Source organism: Streptomyces sp. NPDC006602 (genome assembly GCF_042870385.1).
In the GTDB taxonomy this organism is placed as follows: domain Bacteria; phylum Actinomycetota; class Actinomycetes; order Streptomycetales; family Streptomycetaceae; genus Streptomyces.
Window position 1 is genome coordinate 1 of sequence record NZ_JBIAHG010000056.1, and the last position, 23,426, is coordinate 23,426.

Annotated in this window: 21 protein-coding genes and 7 pseudogenes; 18 read left to right on the forward strand and 10 right to left on the reverse strand. The window is 68.5% G+C overall.

Annotation, left to right across the window (positions count from 1 at the left end):
• Nucleotides 1-173 precede the first annotated feature (173 nt).
• The 7 genes and pseudogenes from ACFYO2_RS46805 to ACFYO2_RS46835 all read left to right on the forward strand — a co-directional run bounded on the left by ACFYO2_RS46805 (nucleotide 174) and on the right by ACFYO2_RS46835 (nucleotide 4,854).
• The gene (locus tag ACFYO2_RS46805) at nucleotides 174-548 is read left to right on the forward strand and encodes a hypothetical protein (RefSeq protein ID WP_388362887.1); all 375 of its coding nucleotides are present in this window, start codon (nucleotides 174-176) and stop codon (nucleotides 546-548) included.
• 203 nt (nucleotides 549-751) lie between these two features.
• Nucleotides 752-1,453: a CBS domain-containing protein gene (locus ACFYO2_RS46810; RefSeq protein ID WP_388359262.1), complete on the forward strand. Its 702-nt coding sequence runs from the start codon at nucleotides 752-754 to the stop codon at nucleotides 1,451-1,453.
• A 45-nt stretch (nucleotides 1,454-1,498) separates the two neighbouring features.
• A pseudogene (locus tag ACFYO2_RS46815) lies at nucleotides 1,499-2,287 on the forward strand (IS630 family transposase); the annotation flags it as partial.
• A 639-nt stretch (nucleotides 2,288-2,926) separates the two neighbouring features.
• Nucleotides 2,927-3,529, forward strand: coding sequence for a reverse transcriptase domain-containing protein (locus ACFYO2_RS46820; protein ID WP_388362890.1), 603 nt, complete (start codon nucleotides 2,927-2,929; stop codon nucleotides 3,527-3,529).
• A 7-nt stretch (nucleotides 3,530-3,536) separates the two neighbouring features.
• Complete coding sequence (locus tag ACFYO2_RS46825; RefSeq protein ID WP_388362893.1) at nucleotides 3,537-3,809, forward strand: hypothetical protein; 273 nt, start codon at nucleotides 3,537-3,539, stop codon at nucleotides 3,807-3,809.
• Nucleotides 3,806-4,462, forward strand: coding sequence for a Fic family protein (locus ACFYO2_RS46830; RefSeq protein WP_388362896.1), 657 nt, complete (start codon nucleotides 3,806-3,808; stop codon nucleotides 4,460-4,462). The genes ACFYO2_RS46825 and ACFYO2_RS46830 overlap by 4 nt, the downstream gene beginning before the upstream one ends.
• Nucleotides 4,459-4,854 (forward strand): DUF5958 family protein, encoded by a 396-nt coding sequence (locus ACFYO2_RS46835; RefSeq protein ID WP_388362898.1) that lies wholly within the window; start codon nucleotides 4,459-4,461, stop codon nucleotides 4,852-4,854. The genes ACFYO2_RS46830 and ACFYO2_RS46835 overlap by 4 nt, the downstream gene beginning before the upstream one ends.
• A gap of 58 nt (nucleotides 4,855-4,912) precedes the next feature.
• On the opposite strand, the gene ACFYO2_RS46840 is transcribed toward ACFYO2_RS46835, so the two are convergent.
• The 3 genes from ACFYO2_RS46840 to ACFYO2_RS46850 all read right to left on the reverse strand — a co-directional run bounded on the left by ACFYO2_RS46840 (nucleotide 4,913) and on the right by ACFYO2_RS46850 (nucleotide 6,789).
• Nucleotides 4,913-5,674, reverse strand: a complete 762-nt coding sequence (locus ACFYO2_RS46840) for a DUF4253 domain-containing protein (protein WP_388362901.1) — start codon at nucleotides 5,672-5,674, stop codon at nucleotides 4,913-4,915.
• An 83-nt stretch (nucleotides 5,675-5,757) separates the two neighbouring features.
• Nucleotides 5,758-6,162 (reverse strand): hypothetical protein, encoded by a 405-nt coding sequence (locus ACFYO2_RS46845; protein WP_388362903.1) that lies wholly within the window; start codon nucleotides 6,160-6,162, stop codon nucleotides 5,758-5,760.
• Between the two features lie 90 nt (nucleotides 6,163-6,252).
• Nucleotides 6,253-6,789 (reverse strand): DUF4240 domain-containing protein, encoded by a 537-nt coding sequence (locus tag ACFYO2_RS46850; RefSeq protein WP_388362906.1) that lies wholly within the window; start codon nucleotides 6,787-6,789, stop codon nucleotides 6,253-6,255.
• A gap of 98 nt (nucleotides 6,790-6,887) precedes the next feature.
• Between ACFYO2_RS46850 and ACFYO2_RS46855 the strand changes: the two genes are divergently transcribed.
• The 3 genes from ACFYO2_RS46855 (at nucleotide 6,888) to ACFYO2_RS46865 (ending at nucleotide 8,500) form a co-directional block, all read left to right on the forward strand.
• Nucleotides 6,888-7,418 (forward strand): hypothetical protein, encoded by a 531-nt coding sequence (locus tag ACFYO2_RS46855; RefSeq protein ID WP_388362909.1) that lies wholly within the window; start codon nucleotides 6,888-6,890, stop codon nucleotides 7,416-7,418.
• Nucleotides 7,396-7,902, forward strand: coding sequence for an SMI1/KNR4 family protein (locus ACFYO2_RS46860; RefSeq protein WP_328580563.1), 507 nt, complete (start codon nucleotides 7,396-7,398; stop codon nucleotides 7,900-7,902). The genes ACFYO2_RS46855 and ACFYO2_RS46860 overlap by 23 nt, the downstream gene beginning before the upstream one ends.
• 109 nt (nucleotides 7,903-8,011) lie before the next feature.
• Nucleotides 8,012-8,500: a DUF4265 domain-containing protein gene (locus tag ACFYO2_RS46865; protein WP_388362912.1), complete on the forward strand. Its 489-nt coding sequence runs from the start codon at nucleotides 8,012-8,014 to the stop codon at nucleotides 8,498-8,500.
• 188 nt (nucleotides 8,501-8,688) lie between these two features.
• On the opposite strand, the gene ACFYO2_RS46870 is transcribed toward ACFYO2_RS46865, so the two are convergent.
• The 4 genes and pseudogenes from ACFYO2_RS46870 to ACFYO2_RS46885 all read right to left on the reverse strand — a co-directional run bounded on the left by ACFYO2_RS46870 (nucleotide 8,689) and on the right by ACFYO2_RS46885 (nucleotide 11,856).
• Nucleotides 8,689-9,861 (reverse strand): NUDIX domain-containing protein, encoded by a 1,173-nt coding sequence (locus ACFYO2_RS46870; RefSeq protein ID WP_388362969.1) that lies wholly within the window; start codon nucleotides 9,859-9,861, stop codon nucleotides 8,689-8,691.
• A gap of 95 nt (nucleotides 9,862-9,956) precedes the next feature.
• Nucleotides 9,957-10,142: pseudogene (locus tag ACFYO2_RS46875) on the reverse strand (hypothetical protein); the annotation flags it as partial.
• 17 nt (nucleotides 10,143-10,159) lie between these two features.
• Nucleotides 10,160-10,534, reverse strand: a complete 375-nt coding sequence (locus ACFYO2_RS46880; protein ID WP_388362915.1) for a VOC family protein — start codon at nucleotides 10,532-10,534, stop codon at nucleotides 10,160-10,162.
• Between the two features lie 170 nt (nucleotides 10,535-10,704).
• Nucleotides 10,705-11,856 (reverse strand): ROK family transcriptional regulator, encoded by a 1,152-nt coding sequence (locus ACFYO2_RS46885; protein WP_388362918.1) that lies wholly within the window; start codon nucleotides 11,854-11,856, stop codon nucleotides 10,705-10,707.
• A gap of 339 nt (nucleotides 11,857-12,195) precedes the next feature.
• Here ACFYO2_RS46885 and ACFYO2_RS46890 point away from each other — a divergent pair, with 339 nt between their 5' ends.
• The 5 genes and pseudogenes from ACFYO2_RS46890 to ACFYO2_RS46910 all read left to right on the forward strand — a co-directional run.
• Nucleotides 12,196-13,203, forward strand: coding sequence for an N-acetylglucosamine kinase (locus tag ACFYO2_RS46890; RefSeq protein ID WP_388362921.1), 1,008 nt, complete (start codon nucleotides 12,196-12,198; stop codon nucleotides 13,201-13,203).
• Nucleotides 13,200-14,543, forward strand: coding sequence for an extracellular solute-binding protein (locus tag ACFYO2_RS46895; RefSeq protein WP_388362924.1), 1,344 nt, complete (start codon nucleotides 13,200-13,202; stop codon nucleotides 14,541-14,543). Before ACFYO2_RS46890 ends, ACFYO2_RS46895 begins: the two co-directional genes overlap by 4 nt.
• A 14-nt stretch (nucleotides 14,544-14,557) precedes the next feature.
• Complete coding sequence (locus ACFYO2_RS46900) at nucleotides 14,558-15,529, forward strand: carbohydrate ABC transporter permease (RefSeq protein ID WP_388362927.1); 972 nt, start codon at nucleotides 14,558-14,560, stop codon at nucleotides 15,527-15,529.
• On the forward strand, nucleotides 15,526-16,383 hold the full coding sequence (locus tag ACFYO2_RS46905) for a carbohydrate ABC transporter permease (protein ID WP_388362929.1): 858 nt from the start codon (nucleotides 15,526-15,528) through the stop codon (nucleotides 16,381-16,383). Before ACFYO2_RS46900 ends, ACFYO2_RS46905 begins: the two co-directional genes overlap by 4 nt.
• Before the next feature lie 472 nt (nucleotides 16,384-16,855).
• Nucleotides 16,856-17,326, forward strand: a pseudogene (locus tag ACFYO2_RS46910) (SIS domain-containing protein); the annotation flags it as partial.
• A 65-nt stretch (nucleotides 17,327-17,391) separates the two neighbouring features.
• Here the strand turns inward: ACFYO2_RS46910 and ACFYO2_RS46915 are convergent.
• Nucleotides 17,392-17,540 (reverse strand): annotated as a pseudogene (locus ACFYO2_RS46915) (transposase); the annotation flags it as partial.
• 408 nt (nucleotides 17,541-17,948) lie between these two features.
• On the opposite strand from ACFYO2_RS46915, the pseudogene ACFYO2_RS46920 reads away from it, so the two are divergent.
• A pseudogene (locus ACFYO2_RS46920) lies at nucleotides 17,949-18,660 on the forward strand (IS6 family transposase).
• A gap of 254 nt (nucleotides 18,661-18,914) precedes the next feature.
• On the opposite strand, the pseudogene ACFYO2_RS46925 reads toward ACFYO2_RS46920, so the two are convergent.
• Nucleotides 18,915-19,860: pseudogene (locus ACFYO2_RS46925) on the reverse strand (ATP-binding cassette domain-containing protein).
• Between the two features lie 301 nt (nucleotides 19,861-20,161).
• Here ACFYO2_RS46925 and ACFYO2_RS46930 point away from each other — a divergent pair.
• Both ACFYO2_RS46930 and ACFYO2_RS46935 read left to right on the forward strand, forming a co-directional pair.
• A complete protein-coding gene (locus ACFYO2_RS46930) occupies nucleotides 20,162-20,854 on the forward strand; it encodes a hypothetical protein (RefSeq protein WP_388362931.1) in 693 nt (230 codons plus the stop codon).
• 464 nt (nucleotides 20,855-21,318) lie between these two features.
• A pseudogene (locus ACFYO2_RS46935) lies at nucleotides 21,319-22,679 on the forward strand (ISNCY family transposase).
• An 89-nt stretch (nucleotides 22,680-22,768) separates the two neighbouring features.
• On the opposite strand, the gene ACFYO2_RS46940 reads toward ACFYO2_RS46935, so the two are convergent.
• Nucleotides 22,769-23,425 carry an anti-sigma factor family protein gene (locus ACFYO2_RS46940; RefSeq protein WP_388362972.1) on the reverse strand — a complete coding sequence of 219 codons (657 nt, stop codon included), beginning with the start codon at nucleotides 23,423-23,425 and terminating at the stop codon, nucleotides 22,769-22,771.
• Nucleotide 23,426 lies beyond the last annotated feature (1 nt).

Here is a 23,426-nt window from a genome sequence, read left to right on the forward strand (position 1 = left end):
ACCGGCACCTGCACCACCTGCCACCGCCCCCTGCCCAGAACGGCCGCCACCAGCCCAAACCCAAGAGCCAGGCAAACCTAACGGAGTCCTACTAGGGCATACAGGGCAATACGCCTAGATCAAACGCCCTCTGAGACATGAACTGCGGCGGGGTCGAGCGGGAAAGGTCGGATGTGGCCAGCGGCCGCGCAGACGTGATCTTCACGCCGCAGCTCGGCAGCCGGTTTGTCGCTGAGATCAAGTGGCGCACCTCGCGATGGAAGTCCCAGGACGTCATTCGGCGGGACTACCTCGCTCAGGCCACGAACTACACCGCCACTGGACCGCCTTTCGCCCTCCTCCTCGTCGGTGACGCCAGCGACCACTCGGCCGGCCACCGCGAGATCGAAGACAGCATCTGGGTGTTCAGCCACGCCCGCAGTGCGACGGAGATTCCGCGCCTGGTCGTGACCGGCGTCCTTCCGACCGCACGCAAAACTCCCCACGCCCTGCGCGTACAGCGCTCAGCTGGCACAAGGGGCAGGCAGCGAAACAGCGGCCAGGCCTAGGTCGTCTCTGATGGCTCTTGGACGGTGTCGTGGAGCCAGATGACGATCGCGGTGACGGTCAGGGTGCCGTTGAAGATGTGGTCACAGTCGTACCGGGTGGCCACCGCGCGGAATTGCGCCGTGGGACCGCCGGCCCTCCCCGCCAGGCCGAACGTCACTGGCCGCCGGAGCGGCGCAGTGCTGTCATGGGTAGGGAAGACGGCGTGGACGAGCCGGCAGGGGCGCGGCCGCCCCGTCGCACAGCGGAGGAGGCCGATGCCATGCTGTACCGCCGCACGGTCGGTGACGTGATGACCGAGGATGTCGTCACCCTCCGCCCCAGCACACCGTTCCAGGAGGTCGCCGCCCTGCTGGACGCGAACGACATCGTCGCGGCCCCGGTCGTCGACGACGACGGCGCTCCCGTCGGTGTCGTGTCCGCGTCCGACGTGCTGCGGCACGAGACCGGCATGCCCGATCCGCAGAGTCAGGACGGGAACGACGAGCGTGCATGGGGCAAGGCCCGGGCCCGGACCGCGGGCGCGCTCATGAGCAGCCCCGTCTTCACCGCCCGCGCCGACTGGACGATCCCCCGGGCCGCACGGGAACTCCGCAAGCGGCACGTTAAGCAGCTGCCGGTGGTCGGCGACGACGGGCTCCTCACCGGCATCGTCACCCGCAGTGACCTGCTCGACGCCTTCATCCGCTCCGACGTCGAGATCCGCGGCGAGGTCGAGCAGGACGTCCTGGGGCGCATCCTCGGCCTGGACGAGGGCACCGTCGCGGTCGAGGTCCAGGACGGGGTCGTCACCCTTCGGGGTCACGTCCCGGAACCACGCCTCGTTCCTGTGGTCGTGGGCCTCTGCCAGGGCGTCGACGGTGTCGTCGCCGTGGACGCCCACCTCACCGCCGCCCGGGCGGGCTAGTGTCCTGCACCAGAAATGATGAGACTAAATCTGTAGGCTGTTTTCATGGTGTCTCGGGGTCCTCGTGCTGTTGAAGTCGTGCTGTCTGCCGAGGAGCGGGCGGAGCTGGTGCGTTGGGCGGATGGTGCGGTGTCGGCCCGTGTGGCGGAGCGGGCCCGGATCATTCTGGCCTGTGCGGAGGGAGCGTCAAATACCGGTGTAGCAGCGGATTTCGGGGTGTCCACGGAGACGGTGCGCAAGTGGCGCTCGCGGTTCGTGGCCCGGCGGGTGGCGGGGCTGGTGGACGAGCCGCGGCCGGGCCGGCGCAAGCCGGAGCTGGTGCTCTCCGAGGTCGAGCGTGCGGAGCTGACGCGCTGGGCGCGGCGGGCGAAGACCGCGCAGTTCCTGGCGCTGCGGGCGAGGATCGTGCTGCGGTGCGCAGAAGGCGGGACGAACAAGGAGATCGCCGCCGAACTCGGTGTATCGCAGGGAACGGTAAATCGCTGGCGGTCGAGGTTCATCCGGTTGCGGCTGGACGGGTTGAGTGATGAGCCGCGTCCCGGCAGGCCGCCCTCGATCCTTCTGGACCAGGTCGAGGACGTGCTCACGGCGACGCTGGAATCCACCCCGGGCAAGGACACCCACTGGTCGCGGGCCTCGATGGCGAAGCACTCCGGGCTGTCGAAGTCCACCGTCGGGCGGATCTGGAAGAAGTTCGACCTCAAGCCCCATCTCCAGGACGCCTTCAAGCTCTCCACCGACCCCCAGTTCGTCGCGAAGGTCGTCGACGTCGTCGGCCTGTACCACCATCCGCCCGAGAAGGCGGTGGTGCTGTGCGTGGACGAGAAGAGCCGTGCGCCACGAGGCGCTGATGGAAACCGTGCGGGAGGAAGGACCCGCCGCCGGTCATCGCAGTGACCGGTCGAAGCTGGAGGCAGGCTGAGCCCCGGGTTGGGGGTGAGGCTGGAAGCGGCCTCGACAATGTAGGGGCGGGTCGGCACTGCCAGACGACTCGTGCCCGCTAGCGAGGACGGGAAAGGCGTAAGGGAACTGAACCGGTGTCAGAAGCCCCGTTAGTCGTCAGCGATCTGCCGAACCTGGTGGATGGATCGCTTTGCGGTGCTGGGCAGGCCGTGGCTTTTGGCCTGTCCGCTTCCGTCGTCCGTGTGATTTGGGCGGCGGGAGGCCCGGGCCAAGACTGCGATGTGCGGCCCGCGGCGAGGCCGTCGGGGTATAGCCGGACGCCGACACCCGTCATAACGGACATCAGTGAACGTGGGAAGCGGCCTGGTGCTGCCCCTCCCGTCCGGCGGCCGGCCGGGCGGCGGGCAGGCGCAACGCCCGCTGTGGGCATCAGGCCGTGGCGGAGCCGCCGTAGTACTCCGCGGCCAGGAGAGCTGGCCGCATGGGGAAGGGCGGCAATGTGATCAGCAGTACGACTGGGGGCGGGGAGAGTCGCCGTTGAATAACAGCGCACCATCGTGGCCGGGCAGTATGACGGCCGAGCGACGGGTACTTGACCACCAGCGAAAGCTGCACCGATGGGCACGAGCCGAGCCGGACCGCCGGTTCAAGGACGTGTTCAACTTGGTCTGCGACCGGGCCACGCTGTTGGTGGCCTGGGAGCGGGTGTCGGGCAACAAGGGCGCGAAGACAGCGGGCGTGGATGCGGTCACCCGCCGCCACGTCGAGGAGGACATTGGAGAACTGACCTTCCTTGAGGACCTGCGGTCCTCGCTGAAGGACGGCACGTTCACCGCTCTCCCGGTCAAGCAGGCGATCATTCCCAAGCGGAATGGCAAGGTCCGGATGCTAGGCATTCCGACCCTGCGGGACCGGGTGGCACAGATGGCCCTCAAGCTGATCCTCGAACCGATCTTCGAGGTCGACTTCTATCCGTCGAGTTACGGGTATCGGCCCGGACGTCGGGCTCAGGATGCCATCGCTGAGATCCACCAGCGAGGTGTGGTGCTGTTCATCCGACTCCGTGACAACCCCGGATGCGACTGCCCCGCTGGTCGTCGAGGCTCTTCAGGAATGGCGTGGCTGGCTGGAGGACCTGACCGAGCGGTTCGCGGCCCTGGCTCCACCGGATAGCACGCCGGTGTCTTCGGCGGACCTCTGGCACTGGGAACGGGCGTGCACGCGCCTGGTCACCGTGGTGGCTGACCGCACCCAGGCCGAGAGCGGCTGGTACGGGCATTGCATGCAAGTCCTCCGATGGTGCCTCGCCTACAACGGCATCGATGGGGGCCAGACCGAGGAGATCGTCAAGAACGCGGTCGGCGGCCGGTTCGGCAGTTGGATCGCACCTGACGTTTCGGTGGTCGACGCAGTGAGCTGCCGGTTCGCCATAGGCGTGGGTGGCATCAGATGACTTCCGGGCCCGGCCAACCGAACGACAGCCTTGCCGACTGGCTGCTCATCCGGCCGGAGATCTCCTGGCCGCCCTGGCGCGGCGCACGCCTCGTCTCGGAAGCGCCGGCCCGCGACTGCTTCCGGAATTTCTTCATGGCAACGCGAGGCGGACGTGACAGCGAGGGAACCGCGCGGGTCCTGACCGCCCTTGAAGTGGCCTTCGCCGACGCTGAGCAGGGCAGGCCGCTGACCTTCGCCCTCATGGCGAAGTGGCAGCGGGCTGTGCTGGGCCACGACCTCGTCGGTTTCCGCACGATGCCGGCCTTCGCGAAGGGCGGACGGGAGCGCTACGGTCTTGCACCCGATACGCAGGCGCTGTTCGAGCGCTGTCTGTCCGATCGCTCTCAACCTGATCTGCCCCTCCCGTCACGCGCTGCCCGGACCTACCTCGACATCCTCTTCTTCCATCCGTTCGAGGACGGCAACGCCCGCGCGGCCATGCTGGCGTTGGCCTTCGTCCTGGCCCGCGAAGGCATCCTCCTCGACCAGGTTCACCCACTGCAGACCACCCGCTGGGCCGACGACGCAGAAGGCGCGGCTGATCTGGCGGTGCTGCTCGGAATCCTGATCACCGCTGCGGTGCGGCGTCTATCCCACAAGAGGCAGTCGTGAAAGAACGCGATGTCCTGCTCAACAAGCTCGCGCAGGGGCTGCGCCCGATGTCAGAGGGCATCGAATGGTTCGACGGCCTCGGCCAGGAAGAGCAGTCCGAGGTGCTGCTGTTCCTGCGCCATCACTGCGTCCAGGCGCGCGCAGTCACCGAGGACGCACCAGAGAGCATCCGCCGTGCCGGGCTGCGCCCGACGCATACACCCGCAGTGCTGATCTCACGAGGCCGGATAGACGAGCAATTGGGAAAGATCGCCGGTCTCGCGCCTCTCGACGAACGCCGCAAGGCGTTCCGGCTGCTGATCGCGGTGCCCGCGATCGCCGACGGACGGCGCCGCGAGCGCTTCTGCTCCGGCGGCTGCAGTCACTGGTGGCACAGACTGTCCGTCGCCTGACAACCCAGCACCGCACTCTGAAGGCCACTTCCCAGTCGAACGTCTTCCGGGTAGCGGATCAGTCCCACCAGAAGTCCCAGTGGTGGGCACCGGTGATCCGCTCGGCGTATGCGGCCAGTGTGTACGGCCTACTGCCCTGCCAGATGTTGTCCGGGCAGAAGGCGAAGTGCTCGGCCGCGACCAGGAGAGCCTCGTGCTCGTCCACGGGAGGCGAGGCGACACTGAGGTGCAGCGTGGAGAAGCCGACCGCTACGACACGAGCACCGAACCGGTGCTCCCAATCTCGGACGACCGCTGAGAACTTCGCGGTGTCATTGTCATAGTTGCAAGGGCCGGTCCAGCCCGCGGCCGTCAGCGCCTCGGCACCGGATGCCGCGGCGACAAGCCCCAGGCGCGTCTGGGGGCGGTCAGCGAGGAACGCCTGCGCGAACTCGGCGGCCAGTTGATCGGGGTTCGTTGTCGTCTCCCGACAGGACGCGAGACCGGGCCAGGTCTGCCCGAAGGGGGCCGTGACGGCGAGGCGCCTGTCGGCGTCGAGCATGTCGTCGTCTTCGTCGACAGCTGTGTAGGTTGCCCACCACTGAGCGAGGAGGTCGGCAGGGTCGTGGCTTGCCGGAGAGGACATCTGCTCGGGAAAGACCTCCCCGGATCCCCATGGGCGGAATTCGCTGTCACTCGGATCCAACGAATCGAGCAGCAGCGGCCACAGGCCGGAGCGCACGTGTTCGGCGTGCATCCGCATCCACAGATCGGCCGTGGCCGGCCCGTCACTGAGCCAGAGGGGTTGTACATCTCCGTCGCCCTCATCGGACGTGACCATCCGACCGGGCGGAAGCATGCTTTCAAGGCCCAATCGAGTTTCAGGATGCATGGGGCGGATGCTGGCGCTGTGACCAGGAAGTATCACTGGGAGGGTCCCACCACTCGATCGCGGAACTGCTGGAAAGCGTGCCAGCCCGACGTCTGCCCCGGAGTGATCAGGTCCCCTTCGGCGCAGTCGAGCGCCTTGCACTGCAGAGCCTCGGCGAGACGGAGGACGGGCGTCAGCACGTCCTCGCCGGAGCCCCGGATGTGGAGCATGACGGAGTCCACCGGATCTTCTGAGCCGATGTTGAGCTCGATGGACCACGTGAGGCCGGAAAGTTCGCCCCACGCGGGGTCCGAGAGATCAACATCGGGAACGGCCTGGGTGACAGCCGCGAGTACGTCGTGTCGTCGGCCCAGCGGGTCCGGGGTGTAGTTGGCGGGAATCTCCTGCACCGAGGTGACGTCGTCGGGCAGGCGAAGGAGGATCACGTCCCAGCTCATGGTGGCCTTCCGGATAGGACTCGAGTAGCGGTTGCGGTGAGGCAGTTCAGGCTGGGCTCTATCGGCATCACGGGATGTTGCCGACTGCTGTCAGTACGAATACAGCGCGGTCAAGGCGGGAAGCCTGCGAGCCATCTCTTCACGGTCGTCAAAATTGAAGTCCCAGGCAGGGTCCAGGTCCGGGTACCGGATGGTGAAGGCATCGGCGGGGAGTTCCTGGCCGGTGGCCTTCTGGTGTGCGTTCCAGACGATGCTCAGCATGTCTTCGCAGTCGAGGTCTGTGCCCTCAGCCGCGGCAGTGCGGACGTGGGAGAGTTCGGCAAGTGTGTCGGGGGCTGCAAGGACGCGCTCGAATGTCGTACGTCCTTGTGCGATCAGCCAGCCTCGGAAGTAGTCGAAGCCGTCGTCCGAGCAGCCGCCGCTGACGACATAGGCGGCAGCCCACAGCCGGTTCTGGTAGGAGTCGGCCATGAGATCCCACATGGTCTGCTGTGCCGCGGTGATCTCTTGGACTGAGCGGCGAGCAAGCAAAGCGGAGGCACAGTCGGCGATATTGGAACCGTCCCTGGTGTCAGGTACGTGTTCACGGGCTTTCTCGATCAACATCCAGAAATGCTCCTTGTTCATGGCCGCGAGCATGCCACCACGTACTGACAACGGCTCCCGGACCGGTGCCTGTCAGAGGGCACGGCTACCGTGCTGGCGTGTCGAACTCATATACGACGTTGTGGACCAACGACTTGTGCCGAGAGCTTGAGCGGTCCGGCTATGCCGGTCAGCGACTGACGATGCTGTTCGGCGGGCCGCACCAGTCGCTGCCGAGCTTCCAGCGCGCGGGGGTGCAGCCTGGCGACCGCATCTACCCGGTGCGTGTGCACCGCACCCGCCTCCATGTGCTGGGGATGTTGGAGGTAGCTCACATCGTTTCCTACGAGAACGTCGGCTCGGTGCTTCCCGATGATGACTACGTGAAGTTGCTGGACTGGCGCCCGCTCAAGGCTGGATGTGTCACTGAAGTGCTTGTCGGACCGCCAGGTGCCCCGCTCACCTTCGACACGGTCGTCCCCGGGGACTTTCTGGAGCGGCTGAGGTTCACATCTCGTCGTGGCGAGCGCCTGCTCAAGTACGTCGAGGACGGGCGGCTGATCCGCTCGGTGAGCCTCCAGGGCATCTACCGCCTCGCCGCCGACTCCGCCGAAGAGCTTGATCATTTGGTTCGCTGCGACGGTCCGAGTGGAGGAGCCGATGAAGTTTGATGAAATCAAGGCGTCCTTCTGGAGCGGACACACCTACGGTGTTCAGCCCGCCTTGACCCAGGCGACCGTCGCCGATGCGGAGCGCGTCCTCGGGCTGCGACTCCCCGAATCGCTGCTCGACCTTTTGCGTGTGCAAAACGGCGGCGGTGTCACGGCCGACCGGGATGCCTTTCCGACCCATCAGCCAACCTCGTGGAGCGAGGACCACATCCCGTTCACCGAGTTGATGGGGATCGGCACCGGCGGGCACGGCTTGTCGCTGTTGGACACGCCGTACCTGGTGGAGGAGTGGGGACTGCCGTCTCCAGTCGTGCTGCTGTCCGGTGACGGTCATTACTGGATCGGTCTCGACTACCGGGCCTACAGCGCGTTGGGGGAACCGTCGGTGACCTGGTTCGACACCGACTCCGGCGCAGAACTGCCGCTCGCGGCCGACTTCCGGGCATTCGTGGAGGGCCTACAGCCTCTCAGCCGGTTCGAGTGAGCGGCCGTGGAGCCGGTCGGACGCCCGGTTTTCGCATTCTGCGGCGGGAACGAAAGGCGCTGGTGGGGATGGCCTCCAGGTCTGCTGCGACAGCGTAGATGATGGCGCGGTGACGAGCATCAGCGGAGACCACGTGAAGGTTCATTTCCGCATGGATGTGGATGAGGAGGGCTGGCCGCCGGCAAGCGTCGAGAGTTTGTGGGCAGTTGATCTCGGCGACGGCTCGGTGCGGTTGGACAACACGCCCTGGTTCGTACGCGGAGTCGCCAGCGGGGACATCATCCGCGTGGAATCCGACGAGGAAGGTGTTCGCTGGACCGGGGAGACGGTCCGGGCCTCGGAGCACTGCACGATCAGGTTGATCGTGCTGAAGGACGGTGGTTCAGCTGCCGCCCGTCAGACCGTGCTGAAGGCTTTTCATCGCCTCGGCACCACCGGGGAGGGGATCGAGCAATTCAGGATGGTGGCTCTCGATGTCCCGCCCGATGCGGATCTTCCACGGATTCGGAAGCTCTTGGAACACGGTGAGGGTGAGGGATGGTGGCACTGGGAGGAAGGGTGCGTCACCGCCGCTTGGCGATCCACGGCCACCGCCTGACCGTCGCGTTGGCAGTGATCGTCTCCCTCGGATGCCATGCGCTCAACCTCGATTGCTGTCCGCCCATTCTTCGCTGTTCCACATGACGGGCATGGCACCCAGTACGGACCGGAGCTGCGGAAGTTCCCAACAACACTCCACGTAGCTTCTGGACGAGCCAACAGTTTGGCACCCGACAAGAGACTTGCCTAATGAACGGCCAGCACGTGCCAGGTGGAGGGCGCGAACGCGGAGTCGGGATGGCGCAGCCCGAGCAGCACCGTTCCATCGGGCCGCTCCAGGTAGAGGCGGACGCCGATGACGTTGAGGACCGTGCCGTGCGGGGAGGCCAGGCGGCGCTCCCCCTCCGATGCGGCCCCGCCCTGCGGCGCGGTGCAGGATGCGCCGACCGGGCGGCTGGCGGCGTGACGCCGTACGAGGTCGCTGGTGGTGGGTGCGATGCGCAGGCGGTGGAGGTCGGCGGGGGCGAACCAGGCCAGCATCACCCCTTCCGTCAGGTGGAGATCACGAGGGTCGCCGTTCCAGCGGCTGGCGTAGATGGCGATGGGCACGGTCGCGCCGGCGTCATTCTTTGCTTCCTCGGTGCCGAACGGGGTCAGGTCGGTGAGGTGGAGGCCGGCTTCCTCGTCCAGCTCACGCCGCACGGTGTGTTCCAGGGTGGCGTCCTGGGGCTCTCGGCCGCCGCCCAGCAGTGACCACATGCCCGGCTCCCAGATCTGGCCGGGGAAGTAGTCGCGCAGGTGGAGCAGGTACTCGCCGCGGTCGTTGTAGATGAGGGCGGAGGCGTTGGCGGTCTCCGGTTCGGCGGCGGGTGGGAGCTTGAGCAGCTTCTCGCGCAGTGAGGGGGAGGTCACCCTGTCCACGGGACGCCACTCGACGCCGACCACCTCTTCTTCCTGCAGCACCACCGGCAATTCTGCCGCGGTGAGCAGGCGGAAGAGGAAGCGAAGGTCGAAGTGCTGGTGGCCGGGTTCGCCGTTGCCCGGGTGGGCGTCGATGTCGTGGACGTCGATGTCGAACGGCACGGTCTCGTAGCCGGGCAACGGTGCCACGGCTTGGGGTGGGATCCCGGTCTCCTCGTGCAGCTCCCGCAGAGCCGCCTGTGCCAGGGACTCGTCTTCGGGCTCGGGGTGTCCTCCGGGAGCGAGTACCTTCCCGCTCGCACGGTGCAGCACGTGCAGGACGCGGCCGAGGGGTTCGACGACGATCGCGCCGCAAGTGACGTGTCCGGTGAGGGTGGAGCGGCTGGCGATGTCGGTTGGCCGGTCGAGGGCCGTCAGGAGGCCGCCGAGCTGTGGACGCTCGTGAGGGTGGCGGGCGAGGTAGGTCTCGATGGTGGTGCGGATGTCGTCGTGCGGCAGCGGCGTGGGTGTACCTCAGAGGGCGCGGAGCGGGACGAGTCGAGGCGGTGTGGCCGTTCATGTCAGCGCAGCCGCATCACCTCCGCGGGGACTTCCTCGATCGCGGCGCTGCGTTCGGTAAGCAGGTTGCCGATCAGGCGGCTGGCCCGCATGTGCTCGATCCAGCTCATCACCGACACGTACCGTTCCTGGGCCACGCGCATGGCGCCCCAGCCGCGCGGAGCGACGATGAGGATCAGCATGGGCAGCAGCGTGGGGTGCAATATGGCCAGGACGCCCGGCTGCTGGAGGCTGTGGGTCATTCCCTGACCAGGCAGAAGGGATGTCCGTCCGGATCGGTGAAAACCCGTGCCCTGGCGGCGTCATGGGGCTGATGGTCCGGCTTGCCCGCACCCAGCCCCAGCAGCCGGGCCTCGGCCTCGTCGAGGTCCTCGTCGATCTTGAAGCAGATGTGCAACTGCTGGGGAACGGTCTGGTCGGGCCAGATCGGAGCCCGGTAGCCGTCGACCTGTTGGAAGCCGACAAGGAGCCCGTTCTCACCGTTGAGACCGGCGAACTCGGCGTCCGACTTCGGGTGGAGTTCGAGGCCGGTGGCCTGCTGGTAGAACTCCGCCAGAGCCAGTGGGTCGGGGCAGTCGAGGGTGATCGCGGACAACTTCATCTGCGCGGGCACGGCACCTCCGGGACGGTCGGCCGGCTTTCGCTTACAGCAACGGACTTCGTCCTGATTGCCGGGCAGCTTCAGTATGACCAGTGCGGGACGTGGTCGACGGGCGCGGGTCGGCCGTGGATGAACAGGGTCGGGCGCCCCGGAATCTGCCGCGCACGACCGCCGGGCTGTTGTCACACGATCCGGCTCAGCGACCGGTCGATGGCGAGATGCACCGCGCCCTGCACGGTCGCGTAGTCACCCAACGCTCCTATGGTGATCTCGGTGTCCCAGGCGAGCCGTCGCACCGTCCGGCGGACCTCCGGCAGCAGCAGTTGGTTCTGGCCCACCCCGCCGCCGAGCACCACCTGCTGAGGGTCGAGCACGCACAGCACGCTGACGACGAGCCGTCCGATGTCGCTTCCGTGCCGGTCCACCAGCCGACGGGCCGCCTCGTTGCCGCCCAGGGCCGTGCGGAACAGCTCCTCCGCGTCGCGCGGCGGCGCGCCGTGCTCCGGTGGCCAGATCTCCCGGCACCGCGCCATCAGCGCTGCCGACCCCAGATAGTCCTCCAGGGCTTCCCGCTCGGGTTCCTCAGTGGGGGTCCACGGGAACGGCAGTCGGGCGACCTCACCCGTCGCGCCGTGGGCGCCGTGGAGCAGCCGCCCGTTGACGACGACCCCCAGACCGATCTTGACCCCGACCTGCAGATAGACGAAGGTGTCCTGGCCCTGTGCCGCTCCGATCCGGTGTTCGGCGACCGCCGCGCAGTTCACGTTGTTCTCGATCACGGCGGGGGTGCCGTCGGGCAGGGGCAGGGCGGTGTCCAACCGCTGCACCCCGTCGGGGCGCAGGCTTTCCGGCCGCAGTTCACCGGGCCGGGTCGGGGCGGCGATCACCACGTCCCGCAGTGGGCCATGGGCTTTCCCCACGGCCTCACGCACCTGCTCCGTCAGCCGTACGGCGGTGGACACCACGGTCGCGGTGACGTTGCGCCGTTGCCGGGCCGGTCGTTCCTCCGCCGTCGTGATCTGGCTCCCGTCCAGCGCGTGGGCCCACACGCGGACCCGCGTCGCCCCCGCCTCGACGCCCAGCACGTGGCCGGCGGAAGGCGCGACGCAGTACAGCATGGCGCTGCGTCCGGTGGCGCCGCGCGCGGAGCCGCGGCTGGTGACCAGGCCGTGCGCGGTCAACTCCGCTATGGCCGCCGACATCGTGGGCTTGGACAGCGAGAGCGCTTCGCCCAGCTGCGGGCGGGTCGTCGGTCCGTTCGCCGCCAGCGCCCGCAGTACCGCGCGTGAGCTGTCGGGCAGGTCGTAACCGGCCTCGGCAGGCGTCTGGCTCATGGTCCTCCTTGTAGATGCGCCGCGCGGCCCCCGCGCCCGTCGGCCAGCGACCCGCTCACAGTCTCGCCGTTCACCGCAAAGTTACAGGAGCACCCTGTTCGGCAGGTTGAGAGTTCGTTAACCTTACGAACGCCCACGAGGCAACCCACGTCTTCCTCTCGATGCGGCTGGCCGAAGTCAGGCGCCGCATGCCTTTCCAGTCCGAAGAAGCTCCCACCGTGCGCTCACCGGACCCTCGCACGGCGAAAACTCCACTCCGCTTCGGTGATCGGCCAACGGCCCGAAAGTTCGGTGACTTAACGAATGAGGGATTCGCCAACTGGCCCCCGACTCCTGGGTATGGACATCGGCGGCACCAAGACTCATCTCGCGGTCGGTACCGGCGGTACGTCAGTCACCGCCGAGCGTGTCGTCCGATCCTCCTCCTGGCGGAGCGGCTCCGCCGAGCTCGACGCGGCGGCGCTGCGCGAGCTCACCGTGCGGTGGCTGGGGGACGAAGCGCTGTCCTGGCCCACCGCCGTGGGCGCCCACGGCTGTGACACCACCGAGCAGTGCGATGCCTTGGCCGCCGCCCTCGCCCAGCACTTCACCGGCCCGCTCCAGGTGGTGAACGACGCGGAGCTGATGCCCCCCGCCATGGACGTCACCGACGGCATCGGGGTGGTCTGCGGCACCGGCTCCATCGCGACCGCACGGGACGCGGAGCACCGCCTTGTCACCGCGGGCGGCTGGGGCTCGTTGCTCGGTGACGAGGGCAGCGCCGCCGGCCTGGTCCGGGAGGCGGTGCGCGCGGTGCTCGGGTCCCTCGACCGGGGGGCACCGCTCGACCCGCTGGGCGAGCACCTGGTGCGGGCCTTCGAGGTCGCCGCACCGACAGACCTGAGCCCCCTGATGTCGTCGGACAACTCGGCCGCGGCATGGGGCAGTCGGGTCCCGGCCGTCTTCGCCGCCGCGGACGCGGGCTCCGACATGGCCGCCGCGGTCATCCAGGAGGGGGGCGAGCAGCTCGCCGTACTCGTGGACCGGCTCGCAGCCCGGGGCATCGTACGCACCCACCTCGTCGCCGGAGGCACCGTGATCCGAACGCAGCGACGGCTGCGCGAGGCGTTCGTCACCACTCTGCGCCGCAACCACCCCCACCTCGACGTCCGCATTCTCGACCGGCCCCCCGTGCTGGGCGCCCTCGCGCTCGCCTCCCGGCCGACCCCGGCAGGCGGCTTACCGCCCGGTCCCACGCCCTCAGGGTCTTCCCCGGCAGGCGATGTCCCGCCCACTTCCTCGCGTACGACGCCTTCTCCCTCCACCACGCTCCCGCTCCGCACCGCACATCAGGAGGTCATCCCGTGATCACGTTCCCTCGGCGTCCCGCCGACAGAAGCGCACAGCCCGTTCCATCCGTAGTGTCCCGGCGCGGCGTGCTCGTCTCCGGGCTGGCCGCAGGCGCGGCGCTCGCCCTGCCAGGATGCAGCGTCACCGGAACCGCGCAGACCGGCGGCAAGGGCAGCGGCAGCGGCACCCTGCACGCGCTGTTCATGCAGCAGGCCGGTTACAGCACGCAGAACGTCCGCGCGATGACCACCGCCTTCGCCAAGGCGCACCCCGACATCAAGGTCGTGCCGACTTTCGTGACCTACGAGGCCCTGCACGACAAGATCGTCACAGCGGCGGCGGCCGGGACGTACGACGTCGTCGTCATCGACTGCATCTGGCCCGCGGAGTTCGCCGGCACGAACATCGTCACCGACCTCACCGGCCGCTATCCCGCCGGCTGGCGCGACGGGGACATCCTCAAGGGCGCCCTGACCACTGCCGAGTACGGCGGGAAGTACTACGGCGTGCCCTGGGGCATGGACACGAAGTTCTTCTACGCCAACGAGGCGATTCTGACCAAGGCCGGAGTCGACGCCACGTCGCTCGACACCTGGAGCGGCGTGCTGGAGGCCGCCCGGAAGGTCAAGGCCAAGGCCGGTGTGAAGTATCCGCTGGCTTGGAGCTGGTCCCAGGCGGAGGCCCTCATGTGCGACTACGCCCAGCTGGTGGGCGCCTTCGGCGGGAGTTTCCTGGACTCCTCCGGCGGCCTCGCCCTGAACAAGGGAGGCGCGGTCACCGCCCTGGAGTGGATGCGGAAGACCATCACCGACGGCCTGACCAATCCCGCCTCCACCACGTTCCTGGAGGCGGACGTGGAGAAGACCATGAACAACGGCCAGGCGGCCATGGCGCTGAACTGGACCTACTACCTCGCGTCGTCCAACGACCCGAAGAACTCCAAGGTCGTCGGTGACATCAGGATCCAGCGCACCCCTGCCGGACCGCAGGGCAAGCGCCCCGGCGTCAACGGCTCAATGGCGCTGTCCGTGGCGCACGGAAGCAAGAACCAGGACGCCGCTTGGACCTACCTGAAGTGGATGACCAGTGAGGCCCAGGTGGACCCGTACGCCGCGGGCGCCCTGCCGATCTGGGCCGCCTCCTACCAGAAGTCCTCGGTCACCAAGAGCGCGCCCGAGACGTTCGCCGCCGCGGCGGGACAGCTCGACGACCTCATCGCCCGTCCGCAGGTCGCCAACTACAACGGCGTGTCCAAGGTCATCCAGGCCGAACTGCAGAAGGCGCTGCTCGGCGACAAGTCCCCACAGGCCGCCCTGGACGACGCGGTCAAGACGGCGACCCCGCTGCTCAAGAGCTGACCGGGAGGTCCGCGATGGCCACCGCCCAGACCCGGCCCGGGAAGACCGCGCGACCGCGCCGCGGTTCTCCCGGCCCGCCGTCCATACCTGCCGTCACCGTGCCCGACCGCGGACAGGGACGCCTGGCCGCACTCCTGCTGCTGCCCGCCGCCCTGGTCGTCTTCGGTGTGGTGATCTACCCGGTCCTGCGCACCGTCCTCGTCTCCCTCTTCGAGGTCGACAGCGCGGTCGCGACGTCGACGCCGTTCGTCGGGCTGCGCAACTACATCGGCATCGCGCAGGACGCCCAGTTCTGGTCCACCATCTGGCGCACCCTGTACTTCACCGTCGTCTCCACCGGCCTGGAACTGACCTTCGGCATGGCCCTGGCCCTGCTGCTCAACGCACCCCTGCGCATGCGATGGCTGTTCCGCGCGGTCGTCGTCCTGCCCTGGGCGCTGCCCACGGTCGTCAACGGCGCCATGTGGCGCGGCGTGCTCAACGCCCAGTACGGATCGCTCAACGCACTGCTGACACAACTGGGCCTGCTGAACGACTACAAGTCCTGGCTCGGTACTCCCTTCATGGCGCTCAACATGCTGGTCGTCGCCGACGTCTGGAAGACGACCTCACTCGTCGCCTTCTTCCTGCTCGCCGGCCTGCAGGCCATCCCGTCCGAGTTGTACGAGAGCGCTCGCGTGGACGGCGCCGGCCGGCTGCGCACCTTCCGCTCGATCACCCTCCCCCTACTGATCCCCAGCGTGTCGATCGTGCTGGTCCTGCGCACCATCGACGCGTTCAAGGTGTTCGACCTGGTGTACGTGCTCACCGGCGGCGGCCCCGCGAACGGCACCCAGACCATTGCCTTCTTCACCTATGTCCAGGCGTTCTCCGACCAACGGCTCGGCTACGGCTCGGCGCTGGCCGACATCATCGTCGTCTGCATCCTCGTGCTGACGGCCATCTACCTGCGGATGCTGCGCCGAACGGAGATGAGCCTGCTGTGAACCCGGCCCGCACCCACCGAACCCACCGGGTCCTCCTCCACCTGGCGGCGCTCGCCGTCGCGCTGGTCATCCTCGCCCCCTTCGCCTGGATGGCGACCGCCAGCATCTACCAGCCGTCCGACCTCAGCGCCCGGCCCTACGACTGGTGGCCGGACCACCCCAGTCTCTTCCGGTACAGCGACATCTTCCAGGGCAAGGGGGACGACGTCGCGGGAGCCTTCCGCCAGTCGATCCTGAACTCGCTGATCGTCGCGGGCGGTACGGTCGCCGTCTCCATGGCGGTCGGCGTCCTCGGCGCCTACGCCTTCGCGATGCTCCGCTTCCGAGGGCGCCGGCTCGTGCTGATGGTGTTCCTCGGCACCTACATGCTGCCGCCCATCGCCCTGCTCATCACCCTCTATCTGCTGATGAGTTCCCTCGGCCTCCTCGACACCAGGCTCGGGCTGATCCTCGTCTACTGCTCGTACGTCACGCCGTTCGTGCTGTGGATCATGAGCAACTTCTTCCTCACCGTGCCGCCGGAACTGGAAGAGGCGGCGCGCATCGACGGATGCTCACGCATGGGCGCCCTGGTGCGCGTCATCCTTCCCGTCGCCCGGCCCGGCCTCTTCGCCACCCTGATGTTCGCTTTCCTGCTGGCCTGGGACGAGTTCCTCTACGCCCTGATCTTCACCTCCACCTCGGCGGCGAAGACCATCCCCGTCGCGATCGCCGACTTCTCCGGCCGGTACAGCACGGACTTCGGCCTGGTCGCGGCCGGCGGTCTGATCGCCTCCGTACCGCCGGTCTTGCTCGCCGTCGCGTTCCAACGATGGGTCGTCGGCGGGCTCGCCGCCGGCGCCGTGAAAGGTTGACGCCACCGTGGACGAAGCCATCGACTACTACGACGCGGTCGCCTCCCAGCCGTCCGAACTGCGCAAGTCCGCCGCCTCGATACGGGCCTGCCTGGAGACCGTCGACCTGGCGCCGTGGCGACGCGGCACACTGGCCGTGGCCGGGATGGGGGCCGCCTCGCACGCCGGCCACGCGCTGGTGCACCGCCTTAGCCGACGGGGCCGCCGTGCGGTGCGCATCGAGGCCTCGGAGCTGATCGGCCTGGGACCGCGAGCCGACGTGGCCGACTGCTATCTCTTCGTCTCCCAGGGCGGCCGCAGCCGGGAGACCATCGTCGCCGCCCAGGGGGCCCCGCTCGGCGCCCGACTGGCTCTCACCAACGCCCCCGACGCACCGCTTCTCCCACACGTCGACGCGCCCCTGCTGCTGGGTGCCGGCCATGACAGCAGGGTCTACACCGTGGGATACACGGCCATGCTCCAGGCGTTCGGGATGCTGGCCCGGGCCCTTGACGGCACGGACGACGGGGACGACTGGGAGCGCCTGCCCGAACGGGTGGAGCAGACCCTCACGGTGCTGGCCGAACCGGCGCGACGTGCGGCCTCCACGCTGGCGGAGAGCGTGTCGCTGGACGTCGTCGGAGCGGGCCGGTCGCGGTCCTCCGCCGAGGAAGCGGCGCTGCTGATCCGCGAATCGGCGCGGATCCGTACCGCCTCGTACGAGACGTACCAGTATCTGCACGGCCCCATGGAGTCGCTGACCGGGACCGACGGCTGTGTGCTCTTCGGGCAGGACCGCGAGACCCGTCTCGCCCGCTATCTCGCGGGCAGGGGCATCCCGACGGTACTGATCACCTCGGCTGTCGTCGCGCCGGAACCCGGGCTGACCGTGCTGACCGTTCCCGCGGACGCTGCGGTGTCCGCAGCCGTGCTGGAGATCCTGCCGGCGCAGCTCCTCGCCGGAGAGCTGGCGGCGGCCCAAGGCCTCGGCATCGACGGATTCCTTCACCACCAGGACGACACCAAGATCACCGCACCGTCCGCACACAGCACCGCGTCCATCAACTCGAACAATTCGTCGCGCCGAGCGGTCAGGCATACGTAGAACTCGCCCGGAAGCGTGATGCCTCCGCGAACGCTTCCCTCCGGACAGCATCAGACAGCAGACGCACCCTCATGGCCTTCGTCGTGGTCACGTGCACCTTGGTCGGAGCACATGATCAGACGAAGGCCGCCCCCACGTCCGGCGAATCCCCATGCGAGCGAATCCGTTCGAGACGCCATTCGAGACCGTGGCACCATGTACCGCATGACGACGAACCGAAAGGTCCATGCCGCGTAGACGGCCAGGACGGATCCCTGCCGGCGCCGCCGGCAGCCACCGGACAACGGGTGCACGGCCGGTCATCGACGGCCTGTCTTCGCGTGCGCTGTCCGAGATCATCGAACTCGAGCGCACCCGAAACTATCTGCAGCCGGGCGACGTCAGCACGGCTCTGGGCCTGTGGAAGGGCGCTGTCACGTTGGTTGACCGGGTGAGATGATCTTCTGGTTGATCGTGCCGGAGGGGGCTGTCCGTGGGGGCCGTGTCGCCGTCGCACAAGGGGCACCGGTACCCGGTCGAGGTCATCTCCCAATGCGTGTGGCTGTACTTCCGCTTCCCGCTGTCGTTCCGTGAGGTCGAGGAGCTCATGCTCGAGCGCGGGATCGTCGTCTCGTACGAGACGGTGCGCCGCTGGTGCGCCAAGTTCGGGCAGCAGTACGCGAGCGCGCTGCGCCGCCGGCAGCCCCGACCTGGCGACAAATGGCACCTGGACGAGGTCTTCATCAAGATTCAATGGGGAACAGAATTACCCGTGGCGGGCCGTCGACCAGGACGGGCACGTCCTGGACATACTGGTGCAGAACCGGCGGGACAAGGCCGCCGCCAGGCGCTTCTTCCGCAGACTGATGAAGAAGACGTGCGCGGTGCCGCGGGTGATCGTCACTGACAAGCTCCGCTCCTACGGCGCTGCCCACCGGGAGGTCATGCCCTCCGTCGAGCACCGCTCCCACAAGGGCCTGAACAACCGGGCGGAGAACAGCCACCAGCCCACCAGGCAGCGTGAACGGGCGATGAAAGGCTTCCGCTCCGTGGGCGGAGCACAGCGGTTCCTCTCCGCGTTCAGCGGCATCTCACCCCACTTCCGGCCCCGCCGCCATCTGATCCCCGCATCCGACTATCGAGCCGAGATGACCGCACGCTTCGCGATCTGGGAGCAGATCACCGGCGTCGCCGACCTGCCCACCGCGCCGTAAGCACACAGCCCGAAACCCGACTCCACAACGCCCCGGCACACCGTCAGACTCCCCCCACACCCAACAACGTGACAACGCCCAACGTAGTGCCCTACCTCGAACGTTCCTGTTGATCAGAGACCCTGCATCGGGAACGCCCTGGGCCTCCTTCGGTAGCTGACCAGCACCGCTCGACATGGACGCAACAATGATGCGTTTGATACAACGACGGACGGGGGCGGCCGGGGGCGCCTCGGCGGTCGCGGTGAGGGTGCTCATGCCGCCCTCCCACCGGTCGCGAGGGTGTCGATGCCGGTCGTGGTGCCGTGGTACTCCACCGCATCCCTGGTCAGTTCCATGAACGCCTCCTCCAACGACACCGTCCGCGCGGACAGTTCGAACAACGCGATCCCGTGCTCGGCCGCCTTCACGCCGATCACGCGGGCACTGAGCCCGGTCACCTGAAGCTCCTCGGAGCCGGCACGGCCCGTGATGTCGACGCCGGGACCGGCCAGTACCTCCCGCAGCCGCGCCGGGTCCTGCGTGGCCACCTTCACCGTGTCGCCGCCCGCCTCGCGGACCAGGTCCGCGACGGTGGTGTCCGCCAGCAGCCGGCCGCGCCCCACGATGATGAGGTGGTCCGCCACCAGGGCCATCTCGCTCATCAGGTGGGACGACACGAACACGGTCCGGCCCTGGTCAGCGAGCCCCTTGAGCAGGTTGCGGATCCACAGGACGCCCTCCGGGTCGAGCCCGTTGACCGGCTCGTCCAGCATCACCGTCTGCGGATCGCCCAGCAGGGCCGCCGCGATGCCGAGCCGCTGGCCCATACCGAGAGAGAAGGCGCCGGCCCGCTTCTTCGCCACCGTGCCGAGCCCGGCGAGGTCGATGACCTCGTCGACCCGGCGACGGAGGATCCCGTGTGTCAGCGCGAGCGCCTTCAGGTGGTTGTAGGCCGAGCGGCCCGGGTGGATGGATTTCGCCTCCAGCAGCGCGCCGACCTCCTGGAGCGGTGCCTGATGCCGGGCGTAGGGGTGGCCGTTGACCGTCACGGAGCCGCTCGTCGGCGCGTCGAGCCCGACGATCACCGCATGGTCGTGGACTTGCCAGCGCCATTGGGGCCCAGGAAGCCGGTCACTGTCCCCGGTTTGACGGCGAAGTCCAGCCCGTCGACGGCCGTCTTCTCGCCGTACCTCTTGTCAGCTGCTGTGCGTCGATCATTCGTGCCTCTTCCTGTCGGACACCGGCGTCTGTCCGTCGCCTCTGGCGCCTCACCGACCACGCTAGGACCCGAAACGCCCCGATTCGGTAATACCGCGGACTGATCCACGCCCGTGGGGTCGTACCGCGGTACTACGTGACACCGCTGCCGCGCGCACGCCGTTCAGGTCGCGTTCAGGCTCGAAGTGCCATCGTGCCGATCATGACCGCAGAGCACGTCCTCGACGACCGGCCCCTCGCCCCCGTACGCCAGATGGCGAACAAGGTGCCGGAGGTGACCGTCTACTTCTAGATCATCAAGGTGCTGACCACCGGCATGGGCGAGACGGCGTCGGACCTTCTGGCACGGACGCTCGGCCCGGTACCGGCGGTCGCGCTCGGTGGTCTCGCCCTGGCGGGCTCCCTGGCCGTCCAGTTCACCCTCCGCAGGTACGTCGCCTGGGCCTACTGGACCGCCGTCGTCATGGTCAGCGTGTTCGGCACCCTGGCCGCCGACGTACTGCACGTGGGCCTGGGCGTGCCGTACGCCGTGTCGACGCCGGCCTTCCTCGCCGTGCTGGCGGTGGTCTTCGTCCTCTGGTACGCGAGCGAGCGGACCCTGTCCATCCACAGCATCCGCACCCGCCGCCGCGAGACGTTCTACTGGGCCGCCGTCCTCGCCACCTTCGCCCTCGGCACCGCCGCCGGCGGCCTCACGGCCACCGTCGGCTTCGGCTACCTGGGCTCGGTCGTCCTCTTCGCGGTCGGCATCTGCGTGCCCGCCATGGCCCACCGTCTCGGCTCCCTGAACGCGGTGACCGCATTCTGGACCGCGTACGTCATCACCCGCCCCCTCGGCGCCTCCCTCGCCGACTGGATGGCACTCGGCCACACCCGCGGCGGCCTTAGCCTCGGCCTGGCACCAGTCACACTCGCCTGGACAGCTGCAATCATCGGATTCGTCGGCTACCTCGTCGTGTCACAGCGCGACAGGCGTGTTCTCGCCGCAACCTGAAGCTCAGAACGGGGCAGGTGAGTCGACGCTGGTTCAGCGTCTGTACTGCTCAGCGAGCAGCCGACGGCCTCTTCGGTGAGATGCCGCTGTGTCGGCAGGGCCGCCGACACAGCGGCATTCGCAGGCGTACGAGGGTGGGACACGGTGGCCGCGGCGAGGCTCAGGCGGGAGTCCATGTCGAGGTTCACCTCCCCGTACGGGCGGACGTGGGACCAGAACAGCGGAGTCGGGCCGCCGCCGGTCGTCGGGCGTGAGGAGGTTGGCCCAGTCTGGTTCACTCAGGATGTCCTGGAGCATCAGGGTCTGTGAAACTCGACAAGCTGATACGCGACATGTGACTTGCCTAGCTACTTGCCCCTGAAGAAGTCCGGGGCTGCCTCTGGGTTGCCCTCTGGGGCGAGCTGGTGAGGGCCGGGCCATGGCCGCGACAGTGGAGGCGGGTCGTTGCGGCCGGGGGTGGGGCGGTGTTGCGTGTCGCTGGAGTGCAGGACGCCTGGTGGGAGGTGCTGCCGGAGCAGGCCCGGCAGTTGCCCGCCGAACTGGCCCGGGTCGATGCGTTCTTGGACGACGAGCGGTTCATCGCTCCGCGGCGGGCGGTGTTCGCCGAGCGGCTGGGGCGGCCGTCGGTGCCGGTGGAGACGCTGCTGCGCCTGCTGTATCTCAAGCACCGCTACCAGCTGGGTTACGAGACCCTGTGCCGTGAGGTCGCGGACTCGTTGAGCTGGCGCCGGTTCTGCCGCATCCCTCTGACCTCCCCGGTGCCGCACCCGACCACGCTGATCAAGCTGGTGCGCCGCAGCGGAGCGCAGACGGTGCAAGACCTGAACGCCGCCCTGCTGGGCAAGCTGGTCGAGGACAAGCTGCTGCGGTGCCGCAAGCTGCGCATCGACACGACCGTGATGGAAGCCGACATCGACCACCCCACGGACGCCGACCTGCTCGAACACGGGGTACGCAAACTGGGCCGGCTGGTGGGGCGCATCAAGGCGTCCGGGGCAGCCAGGCGGACTTGCTTCCGTGATCGCAGCCGGTCAGCGGGACGCCGCGTGAAGGAGATCTCCCGCACGCTGCGGCGGCGCACCGGCCAGGCGCTGGGCGAGATCGACCGGCTCACCGGTGAGATAGCCACCATCGCCTGCGCGACCTTGCGGGACGTGGCGGCGGTGGAGCGCAATGCCCGGCGCACGCTGGGCAAGCGGCCCTCGGGACGACTCGCGCGCCTGGTGGGCGAGCTGGCCGAGACCGTGGCGGGCACCCGCCGACTGCTGGAGCAGACCGCCTTGCGACTGGCAGGCATCCGCACCATCCCCGACCGGCTGGTCTCGTTGGCCGATCCCGACGCCCGGCCGATCCGCAAGGGCAAGCCTCAGCACCCCACCCAGTTCGGCTACACCACGCTCGTGGCCGAGGACGAACGTGGCTTCATCGTGGACCAGGTCCAGCGCGGGATCCGGCCGATGCGCCGCAACTGGTTCCTTCGGTGCAGCGCGCCGTCTTACTGACCGGCCGCCCGCCCAGCACGGTCGTCGCCGACCGCGGCTTCGGTACCGCGGCCAACGATCTCGCCCTGGCCGAACTCGGTGTCCAGCGGATCGGCCTGCAACGGGCCGGGAAGCCGGGAAAGGCACGGCGTGAGTACGAACAGAGCCGCCGATTCCGGCGCACGCGCAACTGGAGAGTCGGTGTCGAGGCCCGTATCAGTCACCTCAAGCGCAGCTTCGGCATCCGTCGCACGCGCCTGCGCCGCCTGGCTGGCGCCCAGACCTGGGCGGGACTGGGGATCTTCGCCTACAACCTTCAGCGGATGACCGTCCTCAGCCGCTGAGGGTCATGCCGCCGACAGCTCAGCGGCACAGCGCCGTCTTGCAGCACCGGCCTCGTCACCAGCCCGAACCCTTTTTCAGGGGCAAGTAGCTAGCCCGTCGGGAGGCTCGCCGTGGCCAAGACGCTTCCGTCCGGGGCCATCAGGCGGGCGCCGGTCAGTGTCGTCGGGTCGGTCGCGGCCGGTGCGCCCCAGTATCCGTAGCCGTCCTTGAGTGGGAAGGAACCCACCGGGACCGTCGATCCGTCGGCGTGTACGAGCAGACAGCGCACCGGGCCCCTCCCGTTCCCGTCCAGATCGACGGACATGTACACCCAGCCCTCGTCACCGGCATGGGCGTAGATGCGGCCCACTTCGTGGCCGTCGGAGACCAGGGCCGCCGCCCGTAGGCCGCCGTCCGTCCGCTGTGAGACCGGCGGTGGCGCGGCCTCGACCACCGTGCCGATCGCCCATCCGCCGAAACCGCAGGCCAGGGCCGCGGCGGCCGCCGCCAGCCCTAGCCGGTGCCTGCGCCGCTTCGGCGCGGGCGCGGCGCCCAGGGCCCGTACGACCCGGCTCTCGAAACCGACCGGCGGCTCGGCGCCCGGCAGCAGCGCGAGCAGACCGTCGCCGACCACCGTCAGCCGCTCGACGTGCTCCCGGCAGTTCGGGCAGCGGTCCAGATGGGCGACCGCCTCGGCGCGCTCGCGGGCAGGCAGGACCCCGAGCGCCAACTCGGCGTCCAGCTCCCGCAGCCGCTCGCACTCCATG